10 protein-coding genes are annotated in these 12,159 nt (G+C 58.6%); 9 read left to right on the top strand and 1 reads right to left on the bottom strand.

The window, feature by feature from the left end; translation table 11 throughout:
• The first annotated feature begins 102 nt into the window (after positions 1 to 102).
• The 8 genes from AAA021_RS00575 (at position 103) to AAA021_RS00540 (ending at position 8,919) form a co-directional block, all read left to right on the top strand.
• A complete protein-coding gene (locus tag AAA021_RS00575; protein WP_349087550.1) occupies positions 103 to 1,065 on the top strand; it encodes a ribokinase in 963 nt (320 codons plus the stop codon).
• Positions 1,066 to 1,095: 30 nt separating this feature from the next.
• A complete protein-coding gene (locus AAA021_RS00570) occupies positions 1,096 to 2,070 on the top strand; it encodes a nucleoside hydrolase (protein WP_349087549.1) in 975 nt (324 codons plus the stop codon).
• A gap of 260 nt (positions 2,071 to 2,330) precedes the next feature.
• Positions 2,331 to 3,170 carry a PRD domain-containing protein gene (locus tag AAA021_RS00565; RefSeq protein WP_349087548.1) on the top strand — a complete coding sequence of 280 codons (840 nt, stop codon included), beginning with the start codon at positions 2,331 to 2,333 and terminating at the stop codon, positions 3,168 to 3,170.
• Positions 3,171 to 3,240: 70 nt separating this feature from the next.
• Positions 3,241 to 4,689 (top strand): PTS transporter subunit EIIC, encoded by a 1,449-nt coding sequence (locus AAA021_RS00560; RefSeq protein WP_227790492.1) that lies wholly within the window; start codon positions 3,241 to 3,243, stop codon positions 4,687 to 4,689.
• A 143-nt stretch (positions 4,690 to 4,832) separates the two neighbouring features.
• Entirely contained in the window at positions 4,833 to 6,254 is a 1,422-nt protein-coding gene (locus AAA021_RS00555) for a 6-phospho-beta-glucosidase (RefSeq protein ID WP_082222971.1), read from the top strand.
• Between the two features lie 182 nt (positions 6,255 to 6,436).
• Positions 6,437 to 7,447: a LacI family DNA-binding transcriptional regulator gene (locus AAA021_RS00550; protein WP_349087547.1), complete on the top strand. Its 1,011-nt coding sequence runs from the start codon at positions 6,437 to 6,439 to the stop codon at positions 7,445 to 7,447.
• Positions 7,448 to 7,649: 202 nt separating this feature from the next.
• On the top strand, positions 7,650 to 8,138 hold the full coding sequence (locus AAA021_RS00545) for an S-ribosylhomocysteine lyase (protein ID WP_099432485.1): 489 nt from the start codon (positions 7,650 to 7,652) through the stop codon (positions 8,136 to 8,138).
• Between the two features lie 136 nt (positions 8,139 to 8,274).
• The gene (locus tag AAA021_RS00540) at positions 8,275 to 8,919 is read left to right on the top strand and encodes a DUF4867 family protein (RefSeq protein ID WP_349087546.1); all 645 of its coding nucleotides are present in this window, start codon (positions 8,275 to 8,277) and stop codon (positions 8,917 to 8,919) included.
• A 196-nt stretch (positions 8,920 to 9,115) separates the two neighbouring features.
• On the opposite strand, the gene AAA021_RS00535 is transcribed toward AAA021_RS00540, so the two are convergent.
• Positions 9,116 to 10,222: an ATP-binding protein gene (locus AAA021_RS00535; RefSeq protein ID WP_117848350.1), complete on the bottom strand. Its 1,107-nt coding sequence runs from the start codon at positions 10,220 to 10,222 to the stop codon at positions 9,116 to 9,118.
• 464 nt (positions 10,223 to 10,686) lie between these two features.
• On the opposite strand from AAA021_RS00535, the gene AAA021_RS00530 reads away from it, so the two are divergent.
• Positions 10,687 to 12,117 carry a 6-phospho-beta-glucosidase gene (locus AAA021_RS00530; protein WP_349087545.1) on the top strand — a complete coding sequence of 477 codons (1,431 nt, stop codon included), beginning with the start codon at positions 10,687 to 10,689 and terminating at the stop codon, positions 12,115 to 12,117.
• Positions 12,118 to 12,159: the final 42 nt, after the last annotated feature.

The raw sequence follows: 12,159 nt of genomic DNA, 5'->3' as shown, positions 1-12,159 counted from the left end.
CAAGCGCGCGTTCACATCAAAGTGAACTAAAGTTATAGAGGTGCGAGAGCACACGATTGACGGCCGACAGCGGGTGCAAAGCCCGCGGACGAGGAGGTTTCCATGGCAGATCGCGGCATCGTTGCGGTGTTCGGCAGCATGAACATGGACCTTTCGGTGGCGTGCGAGCGCATACCGCGTGCGGGCGAGACCGTCGGCGGCAGCGGGTTTATCACCAACGCCGGAGGCAAGGGCGACAATCAGGCCGTAGCTGCCGCGCGTATGGGCGCGTGCACGCACATGATCGGCGCGGTCGGTCGCGATGCGTTCGGCGCGTCGCTCGTGGCGGGGCTCCAAGACGCCGGCGTGGACTGTGACTTTGTAGTGCATCGCGATGACGTGGAGACGGGAACGGCGACCATCATTCGCTGCGAGGGCGACAACCGCATCATACTGTCACCGGGCGCCAACCATGCGCTTGCGGGCGCGGACGTTGCCTGCGCGCTGAGGCGTCTGGTGGCCCATGAGCTCGACGGCGGCGCCAGCGAGATTGCCCCGGCTGCCGGAAGCGTCTTTATCGCCCAGGGCGAATGCGACCTTGCGGCGACGGCCGAGGCGCTTGTTTGCGCTCACGAGCTGGGGTTCTATACGGTCTTTAATCCAGCGCCCGCCTGCGAGCTGCCTGCGGAGGTCTGGCCTGCGGTCGACCTGGTCTGTCCCAACGAGACCGAGTGCCAGGTGCTGACGGGCATTCTGCCCACGGATGACGCGAGTTGCGTCACCGCGCTCAATGCGCTGCTCGACAAGGGTGCCGGGGCTGCGGTCATCACGTTGGGCGGTGCCGGCTCGGTTTCGCTCGGCGATGGCGGTGAGCTGCTGCGCATGCCGGCACTTTCGAGTACGGTAGTCGATACCACGGCCGCCGGCGATACGTTTATCGGCGCGTTGGCGGCGGCTCGCCTAGAGGGCTTGCCGCTCTTTGAGTGCATGGCTGCGGGTGCTCGCGCCTCGGCAGTGACGGTGTCGCGCCTGGGCGCTCAGCAATCGATTCCTACGCGCGCCGAAGTTGAACATTGGTTTGGTTAAACGATAAAGACGGAGAAGCGGAGTAGAACAATGGCAATCAAGAAGCTGATCCTTGATCTGGATATGGGTGTGGACGATGCGATGGCGCTGGCCTATGCCATCGCGAGCCCCGAGGTGGAGCTCGTGGGCATCACCACGTGCTTTGGCAACGTGCGCGTCGAGCAATCGGCGCACAACTGCCTGGCGGTGCTCGATCTGCTGGGTCGCCCCGAGGTTCCGGTGTACCTGGGTGCCGACCGTCCTCTGCAGGCGACTGAGCCCTATACGCCGCCGGCGTCCACCGCGCTCATTCACGGCAAGAACGGCATCGGCGGCGCGAGCGTGCCCGCGTCGCCCTACGAGCCGGTGGGGGCGACCTCGGCCGACGGCAACGCCGCGGTCGATTATCTGATTGATGCCGCGCGCACCTATGGTCCCGATCTGGTCTACGTAGCGACTGGCCCGCTCTCCAACCTGGCGCTCGCCCTGGAGCGCGATGCGGCGGCGATGATGTCCATCGGCCGCGTGGTCGTGATGGGCGGCGCCCTTACCGTGCCCGGTAACGTGAGCGCGGGCGCCGAGGCCAACATGGCGAGCGACCCCGAGGCAGCCGACGCGGTGCTGCGCTCGGGCCGTAAGCTCACCATGGTGGGTCTGGACGTGACGCATCGCGTGGTGCTCACACGCCGCGACATTGCCGGCTGGACGGGTTCGGGCACCATGGCCGGTTGCGCGTTTGCGAGCATGGTGGAGCACTACATTGGCTCGTACGAGATGAACGCACCCTACCTGGGTGGCTGTGCGCTGCACGATCCTCTGGCCGTTGCCGTGGCGATCGACCCTACGCTCGTGGGTGCGCTCGGCTGCAATCTGCGTGTTGATCTGCTAGGCGAGTATCGCGGCCGCACCATTTGCGACGAGCGCCGCCTATCCGATCCGGACAAGAGCGCGCTTGTGGCGCTGACCGTGGATGCCCCGCGCTTCCTGTCCGAGTTCAAGACACGCATGGCCCTCGTCCTGGGCTGATCCGCAAGATTGAGACGGCCTCCCAATCGTTTCAACGCTTCCAAAACCGTTCACGGACGATATGCTACCGTTGGTCGGCTGTGGACGGTGCTCCCCGCGAAGATATGGGCTATCATTCTTTGCTGCGCGGATTGTTACTTCTAGGGAGGCATGCCCGCGCCTCGATACAACGGATTGTTACTGGTAAGGCATGACCGCGATAGCTCGGCTATTTGCAGTCATACCTTTTCTTTTTGATAATTCCGAAAGGAGGTTCAATAATGCTTGCGATTAAAAAGCTCAACAACAATGCCGTTCTTTGCCGCGACGGGCAGGGGCGCGACGTGATCGCCATGGGCAGGGGCGTCGGGTTTGGGGGAGAATTTCCCCGCGAGCTGCCGCTCTCTAAGATTGAGCATACGTTTTATGACATCGACCCCAAAGGGCAGGACGTCATGCGCGACCTTCCTTCTGAGATCGTGATGTTCACGGCCAAGGTGATGGACATCGTCGCCAACGAGCTGCCCTATGATCTGTCGACCAAGGCGACATTGTTCATGGCCGATCACCTGTCATTTGCGGTGGAGCGCGCGCAAAAGGGTTTTCGTATTGCGATGCCTCTCGCCCATGAAGTGCGCGAGACATATCCTAAGGAATACAAAGCGGCGCAGTTTATCGTTATGAGGCTCGAAAAGGAGCTTGGTGAACGACTTCCCAAAGAAGAGATTGCCAGCATTGCCATGAATCTCGTCAATGCGCGGGTTGTTCAGGCCATCGAGACCGCGAGCAAACCCACCAAGCAGTTTGACGATATGCTAGAAGATGTCACTGAGATCGTCGAGAGTGATTTTCGCATCATCGTTGACCGCGATTCCTACGATTTCACTCGCTATGCCACGCATCTGCGGTACCTGTTCAAGCGCATTCAAGCCGGCGAGTCGCTGAACAGCGCCAACATGCAGATGTACAAGAACTTTCGTGAGGAGTTTCCGCAGTTGGCAGAGTGCGTGAAGCATATCGGTTCCTATTGTCGTGAAACGTGGGACGCCACGCTCTCCGAGGAGGAGGAACTCTATCTGATGATCCATCTCAACCGGATCATCACCAAAAAAGGATTGTAACCCGTAGCCATTCGGGGCATGACCTTTGCCGATTCGAACAGTAAGCCAAGATTGTGCAAAGGAGCCAATGATGGCAAATTACAAAAAGGTGGCAGAACAGATTCTCTCCACTGTGGGCGGGGCGGAAAACGTGGCTTCGGTTACGCATTGCATGACGCGCCTGCGCTTCAACCTCAAGGATGAAAGCCTCTCGAATGATGAGAAGCTTGAGGACATCTCGTCTATCATCAACGTCGTGCACGCCGGAGGGCAGGTGCAGCTGGTGATCGGGCCCACGGTCGACAAGGTCTACGACGAGGTTTGTAAGCAGGGCGGATTCGAGGTCACGGTATCGATTGACGAGGAACTCGATGGCCCTCAGCTTAGCTGGAAGGAGCGCTTGGCACCCAAGCACCTCTTCAATCAGCTGCTCGATGCCGTGAGCGGCGCTATCACCCCGATCCTTCCGATCTTTTGTGTCGCCGGTATCTTCAAGATGCTCGTCATTCTGTTTGGGCCCGAAGGCGCCGGTTTTATGTCCGAAACGAGCGACCTGTATCGGATCCTTTCCCTGGTGGGCGATGCGGCGTACTATTACTTCCCGGTATTTGCTGCCTACAGTTCGGCTAAGAAGTTCAAAACGAGCCCTGTGCTGGCACTGCTCATCGCCGTTGTGATGATTTACCCCGACATGCTCGCTATTGTTGAGGACGGAAAGCCTTTCAGCGTCTTCGGCATCCCCATGCAGCTCGTCAACTACACCCAGGCTGTTCTTCCGGTCATCTTGATCACCTGGGCCCAGTCCTATGTTGAGCGCTTCTTTAAGAAGATCTCGCCTGATATGTTGCGCGTTCTGATCGTACCCGTGGGTACGGTGCTCGTGATGTTGCCGGTCGCGCTGTGCCTCTGCGGCCCTGCCGTCCAATTTGTCATGGGCCTTGTGGCCGATTTCATCATTTGGCTCGCCTCTGTTGCCGGTCCCGCTGCGACCGCGGTTATCGGCGCATTCTGGAATCTGATCATCGCCACCGGCATGCACGTGCCGATCTATACCGCCATATTGCCCGCCGCGCTCCAGAACGGTTACGACGCCATCTTATACCCCGGCGCCGCGGTTGTAGCCTACACCACGCTTGCCATCGCGCTCGCCTATGGCCTGCGCGCTAAGGACAAGGAGAATCGAGCCACGGGCTGGAACTTGTTCATCACCTATGCCTTCGGTCGCGTGAGTGAGCCCATCATCTACGGCATCCTGTTTCGCGACAAGAAAGCTCTTGCCTGGAACATGATTGGTGGTGCTGTCGGTGGTCTGCTGGTAAGCCTTCTTCATGCCAACGTCTATATCTTCACTGGCGTTGGTTTCCCATGGATGAACGTGCTCATGTTTGCTCAGGATATCATCCCCGGCACCATCGGGTGTCTTGCTGGCGGTGCCGTGACGTTTGCGTTGGCGATGGTTTTTGGATTTGAAGGACAGGAGAAGATGCCGTTGAAGTCCAAGAGCGGCGATTCTGAGGCTGTTGAATCCGTCGAGGCATAAGAGGCTACTGCACAAATATGCTCCCCAGCCGTTGCGCGGTCCGACCCCTTGGCCGCGCAACGGTACTGTGCTGTTGCGCGGCACTTGCCGAGTCCGTTGCGTTCGACAGCGTGGGCCGGGAATTTGATAGAAAGGACGACACCATAATGTTTAGAGAAGATTTTTTATGGGGCGGGGCTCTGGCTGCAAACCAGTGCGAGGGAGGATGGAACGAAGGCGGTCGCGGTTTAGCCAATTCCGACATGCTGCCGTTTGGCGATCAACGCATGGACGTCATGCGGGGAGACCTTGATCCGCGTGCGTTGGCACCCGACAGCTTCTATCCCGCTCGCAAAGGCATTGATTTTTACCATAGGTACAAGCAGGATATTGAACTGTTTGCCCAGATGGGTTTTAAATGCCTGCGCTTATCGATCGCCTGGAGCCGCATTTTTCCCAAAGGAGACGAAGCCGAGCCCAATGAAGAAGGCCTTGCCTTTTACGAGGATGTTTTTAGGACGTGCCGCGCGCATGGCATTGAGCCTTTGGTGACGCTCAACCACTATGATGTCCCCATGCATCTCGTCGATGCGTATGGCGGATGGCGCGATCGCAGGTTGGTCGACCTGTTCGATCGATATTCGCGTACCGTGTTCGAGCGCTATCGGGGATTGGTCAATTATTGGCTGACCTTTAACGAGATCAACATCATGACGCAGGCGTGCTTTATGGCGGCGGGGATCATCTTCGAGCAAGGGGAGAATCGCTATGCAACGGTTCACACGGCCGTGCACCATGTATTGGTTGCGAGTGCCCGTGCGGTCGGGGCGTGTCATGAACTGTGCCCCGGGGCGAAGATCGGTTGCATGCTCAACGCAGGTGTCTTCTATCCGGCTACATGTGATCCGGACGATGTGCTGGCTGCGCAGGCTGAGAATCGCAGCCATTACATGTTTACCGACGTCCAGGTGCGCGGTGCGTACCCGAGCTATGTTCTCAAGGAATACGCCCGCCATGGTTTTGAGGTGCCCTATCGGGATGATGACCGCGAAGTACTGGCTGCAAACCTGGTCGATTTCGTCTCGTTTTCGTATTACTCGACGCGCGTCGCAAAAGCGCATGCGGAAGGTCAGTTCGATTCGAACCTTCTTCGCTCGGCGCCTAATCCGTATCTAAAACAGGAGCCTTGGGGGAGGTTTATCGACCCCAAAGGGCTGCGCGTCACCATGAATGAAATCTGGGATCGCTATCAAAAGCCGCTGTTCATCGTCGAAAACGGTTTGGGTGCTCCTGATGTGCCGGAAGATTCGGGTGAAATAGAAGACGACTATCGAGTTGAATACCTGCGGGCCCACATCGAGGCGATGAGGGAGACCGTCGAGCTCGACGGGGTGGAACTCATGGGATATACCTGTTGGGGCCCGATCGATTTGGTTTCGGTCGCCACAGGACAGATGCGTAAGCGCTACGGGTTTATCTATGTCGATCGAGACGATAGCGGTGCGGGCTCGTTTGAGAGACGTAAAAAGAAAAGCTTCGAATGGTACCGACGCGTAATAGCAAGCAATGGCGAAGACCTTGCGTAATAACGTTAAGATGGACAAATGCGCCCGTTGGGGGAATAGTCGTGCCACTTCGCTTGACAACAGGCTAAACTAGCTATTAAACATTTACTATTCTGTTTAGATTGAATTTGCGGTCGTTTAGTTGCCGAGCCACGGGGCGGTCAAGCCACGATGCTCGGCCGCGACCGATGCTAGGGGGAACGATGGCTAAAGCAAGCGTCCGCGAGATCAGCCGCATTACCGGCTTTTCGCCCGCAACCGTGTCCAACGCGCTCAACCGCAAGCGCAGCGTGAGCGAGGAGACCGCCAAGGTCATCCTGGAGTGCGCGCAGTCGCTTGGCTATCAGCAGTCGACGCAGCTCGAGAGCATCCAGTTTGTGCTTGCGCGCAAGACGGGCGCCATCCTGGACGAGAGCACCTTCCATCCCGCGGTCATCGAGGGCGTGGAGCGCCAGGCGCGTCGCCACGGCATGAGCACGAGCTTTGTCTCGCTCGACTTTAGCGACCTGGACGCCGTGCGCCCGCAGGTCGAGGGCCTGATCGCCGACCCGTCGGCCGCCATCGTGCTGATGGGTACCGAGCTGGGCGAGGAGGACTACGCCTTGTTTGCCAACGCTGCCGCCCACCTGATTGTGCTCGACGGCTGGAGCGATCGCCAGTACTTCGATGCCGTAGTCATCGCCAACACCGATTCGGTGCTGCGTGCCGTGGATTACCTTATCGAGAAAGGCCACAGGCAAATCGGCTATCTGGCGGGCGACCTTCGGATCCGCAACTTTAAGGACCGCGAGCGCGGCTATCGCCAAGCGCTTGAGGACGCGGGCCTTGAGGCCAATCCGGCATGGCGTGTCACGTTGGGCACCACGCTCGAGGGTGCCTATCGCGACATGGGCGCGTGGCTCGACAGCGTCTCGCACGACGACCTGCCGACGGCTTTCTTTGCCGAAAACGACGTGCTCGCCGTGGGTGCCATGCGCGCGCTCAACGAGCACGGTATTCGCGTGCCCGAGGATGTCTCGATCATCGGCTTTGACGACCTGTCGTTGGGCGCCTTTTCCAACCCGCCGCTCACCACGGTGCACGTTCCCAAGCACGAGGTGGGCGAGATCGCGGTGCGCCGCCTGGTGGGCAACATCCGCAATCCCAAGAGCTATACCTGCAAGACGGCCGTATCGACCTATTTTGTCGAGCGCCAAAGCGTGCGCGAGATCTAGTCGGAACGGCGCCAGACCCCAGAGCGGAAAAGTCCTTCTAGATTACCTAGAATGATTTTTCTGGGACGGGGATTTAAAACTCATTGATCCCCGTCCCGGGTAGCTCATTTGGGACGGGGCTTTTTTGACTGGTATGATTGGTGCGACCATTCGAACCAGCTAAAAGAGCCCCGTCCCAATTTAACTACCGAGAGGATCTGCCATGGAGCGTATCGCGAGTTTTTCCGTTGACCATCTGCTGCTCGAGCCCGGCGTGTATGTGAGCCGCATCGACCGCGATCCGGCGACCGGCGCCGCCGTCACCACCTTTGACCTGCGCCTGACCACGCCCAATAAGGAGCCGGTCATGAACACGGCCGAGTGCCACACCATCGAGCACCTGGGTGCCACGTTCCTTCGCAATCATGCCGAGTGGTCGAGCCGCATTGTCTACTTTGGTCCCATGGGCTGCCGCACGGGCTTTTACCTGGTTGTTTTTGGTGAGCTGACGAGCGAGGAGATTCTGCCGCTCGTGCGTGAGCTGTTCGAGTTTGTCGCCAGCTTTGAGGGCGATGTCCCCGGTGCTGCTCCTGAGGAGTGCGGTAACTACCTGGACCAGAACCTCCCCATGGCAAACTGGCTCGCACGCCGCTACCTTGACCGCGACCTGGCCGATATCGACGAGAAGCACCTGCACTATCAGCAGGCGTAAGGCTGCTGGCAGGAATAGCGTTTGCGCCAGAAGCGCTCCCGCTCTTTGCGGAGCGCTTTTTTATACCGAGCGCTCAAAAACAGAATGAGATTGTTCTAGAATGTTCATACTGTCACACAAACGAACAGGAGCGAACATGCATATCTACTCTGTCTCTGATCCCGAGTTCAAGTCCTATGGCAACGTTTGGGATAACGTTCCGTCCGAGCTTACGTCGCCCGTGCTCGAGGCACTTGCCTCCACGCCCATCCCCGAGGGCAGCAAGTATGTGGCCTCCGCGCCCGAGCTCGAGGGTGTCATGGATGCCGATAAGCTGGGCTTTCTCATGTTTGGCGGTCGTCCCTTCCAGCTGGGCTGGTGCAACGGCCACAACACGCGTCTCAACTGCCTGGAGTACCACCGCGCGAGCGAGTTCAACCTGGGCGCCCGCGACTTTATCCTGCTCGTGGCGCATCGCTGGGAGATCGAGGACGGCAAGCTCGATACCGCGTGCGTCAAGGCGTTCCGCGTGCCGGCCGGCACGCTTGTTGAGGTTTTCAACACCACGCTTCACTACACGCCCTGCATGGTCGACGACGGCGGCTTCCAGGTGATGGTGGCGCTGCCCGCCGGCACCAACGGCCCGCGCCCCGAGGCTGCAGCCGACGTGCCCACGGCTGGCGACAGCTACTGCTACTGGAAGGCCGACAAGTGGGTTCTCTGCCATGCTGACAGCCCCAAGGCTGCCGATGGCGGCTACGTAGGCCTTATCGGCAAAAATCTCGACATCGCCTGCGACTAGAATCTTCCGTCTCAATCTGTAACATCTAGCGGGCTAAATCGTCTCTATCTGTTACAGATTTAGACAAACCGCAGGGACCCGCCCGAAAAATCTCGATCTGTAACACCAGGCCCGGTTTTGACGGCCCACCTGTTACAGATCGAGACAAACGGGCCCAAACCACCACAAAGGTGCCTGTCCCCATTGCGGTGGCTGCCTAGAGTTGGCTGCGCAGATAGTCAGCCATATATGGAACGGCGAAACGCACGTAACCGCGGCGCGCCTGTTCGATTACGCCGGCGTCGATGAGGCGCCGGCGATACTTTTGCGCATAGTCGGGTGTGACTGACATACGTTTCGCTACATCGGAAATGCGCGAAACGGCGTCTTCGTCATCAGTCATTGCGTCGAGAAACGCGACGTCTTGGTCCGATAGCGCGGCGAGCGTCGTTTCACAAACATCGTTTTCGAAATCGGCTTTTGACGCTTCGATAGCTCCGTCGACTTGCTCTGGCGTTACGTGTTCTCCTGTCTTGCAGCGATTGCCGATGTTATAGCCGATGAGCTGCAGCATATAGGGTGAGCCTTGGGTTGCGCGAGCGGCACGGAGGCGAAGATCGCCTGGAATATCAAGGTCGAGCTCTTCGAAAGCTCGCTGATAATAGGCATCGACATCTCCGACTGAAAGCGGTTCGAGCGTGACCTTGCGAGCGCGGTTGAGAAATGTCAGCACGCGGTCATTGAGCGTTGCACAGACGGCTCCCGGGAGACCTGCCATAACAAGCGCGACGTTGAGTCCCTCACCGACCAGCTCTTGATAGGCGGTGACGAGCTGTCTAATCTCAGGTGAATTAGCTTGGAGCTCATCGATAAGGATGAGGATGCCGTGCCCCTGCTCGGTCAGCTTGCGCGCCAGCTGCGTGAGTTTGAACTGGAAACTCTTGGTCTCCTGCACATCGCGTGTGAACTCGAGACCGGCTGAGAAGCCGAAGACGCTCAAGCTACCGCCAGAAAGTTTGGGGAGATGACGCTTGCTGACATAAGGCTCGCCTGCTTCTTGGATTTTTTCAACAATGCGCTCAAGCATATCTTCGGAGGCTACGGTGGGTGTGGCGACAACAAAACCGAGCTTGCGTGCGCGGTCGGCAAGTTCCCACAGAAGAACCGTCTTGCCGCTGCCTCGCTGGCCGAGCATGAGCATGGCTCGGTCTCGATTGCCCGGCTCCTGCTCAAGACCGGAGATGAATGTCGAAATCACGTTCCCGCGACCCACCAGATAGGACGGGCGATTTCCAAATGAGGGGGAGAAGATGGTTTCAGTCATAAGTCTCCTTTCCTTTTTTTCCTATTTTTTCCTTTCTTTCCTATTCAGTCAAATGAATTGCTGAGCGAAGGCGGTTACGTAGGCCTCGTCGGCAAAACCTCGACATCGCCTGCGACTAGAATCTTCCGTCTCAATCTGTAACATCTAGCGGGCTAAATCGTCTCTATCTGTTACAGATTTAGACAAACTGCAGGGACAGACCGAACAATCTCAATCTGTAACACCAAGCCCGATTTTGACGGCCTAGCTGTTACAGATCGAGACAAAACGGGCCCAAACCACCACAAAGGTGCCTGTCCCCTTTGTGGTGGTTTGGGGCGGCGGTATCAGAAAGTGTCAGACGGGGGCGGCTGCCGGGCCGCCGTGTGCGAAAAGAAGTGTCGGCCTGCGTCGCTGTCGTTGGGCGAGGCCCTATTTGCGGGGATACTGAAACCACGACAAGCAGCGTGCGAAAGGATTGATACATGGCTTTCCGTAATGACTTCCTGTGGGGCGGCGCAACGGCTGCCAACCAGTGCGAGGGCGCCTACAACGTGGACGGCCGCGGCCTGGCCAACGTGGACGTGGCTCCGCACGGCCCCGAGCGCTATGCGGTGGTCTCCGGCCAGCGCAAGATGCTCGACTTCGAGGACGGCTATTACTATCCCGCGCAGACCGGCATCGATTTCTATCACCATTACAAGGAGGACATCGCCCTCTTTGCCGAGATGGGCTTTAAGACCTTCCGCATGAGCCTGGCTTGGACCCGCATTTTCCCCAACGGTGACGAGACCGAGCCCAACGAGGCTGGCCTGGCCTTCTACGAGGACGTATTCCGCGAGTGTCAGGCGCACGGCATCGAGCCACTCGTGACCATCACGCACTTCGACTGCCCGATTCACCTCATCAAGGAGTACGGCGGCTGGCGCAACCGCAAGCTCATCGACTTCTACAAGAACCTCGCGACTACGATCTTCACCCGCTACAAGGGCCTGGTGAAGTACTGGCTTACCTTTAACGAGATCAATATGATCTTGCACCTGCCGTTTATGGGTGCCGGACTGGTCTTTGAGGAGGGCGAGAACAAGGAGGCCGTCGAGTACCTGGCCGCTCACAACGAGCTCGTCGCCAGCGCTTGGGCAACCAAGATTGCCCACGAGATTGACCCCGAGGTCAAGATCGGCTGCATGCTCGCCGCAGGTAGCTACTACCCCTACAGCTGCCGTCCGGGCGATGTGCGCCAGGCGCAGCTCGACAACCAGGACAATTACTTCTTCGTCGACGTCCAGAGCCGTGGCTACTACCCGGCCTATGCCGTCAAGAAGCTCGAGCGCCTGGGCATCGACGTTGGGATGACCGACGAGGACCGCGAAATCCTGGCCGCCAACACCGTCGACTTCATCAGCTTTAGCTACTACAGCACCCGTTGCTCCGCCGGTGCCGACAACCCCGATGTCGAGCGCACCCAGGGCAACGCCTTCGCCGGCGCCAAGAACCCCTACCTGCAGGAGAGCCAGTGGGGCTGGGCCATCGATCCGCTGGGCTTCCGCATCACCCTTAACGACCTGTACGACCGTTATCAGAAGCCGCTGTTTGTGGTCGAGAACGGTCTGGGCGCCAAGGATGTTGTCGAGGAGGATGGCTCCATCAACGACGACTACCGTATCGACTACCTGCGCCAGCACATCGCCGCGATGCGCGACGCGGTGACCGAGGACGGCGTTGACCTGCTGGGCTACACCACCTGGGGCCCGATCGACTTGGTCTCGGCCGGCACGGGCGAGATGTCCAAGCGCTACGGCTTTATCTATGTCGACCGCGATGATGCGGGCAACGGCACCCTCAAGCGTTCCAAGAAGAAGAGCTTCGACTGGTACAAGAAAGTTATTGCTTCTAATGGTGAGGACCTGTCCTAAAGAAGTTGAGACGCTTAACTTCAGAGTCTCCTAACCAAGGCG

Origin of the sequence: Collinsella sp. CLA-JM-H32, assembly GCF_040098165.1 — a bacterium.
In the GTDB taxonomy this organism is placed as follows: domain Bacteria; phylum Actinomycetota; class Coriobacteriia; order Coriobacteriales; family Coriobacteriaceae; genus Collinsella.
The sequence above is the reverse complement of the archived record's forward strand: the minus strand, read 5'-3'. Positions and strand labels throughout refer to the sequence as shown.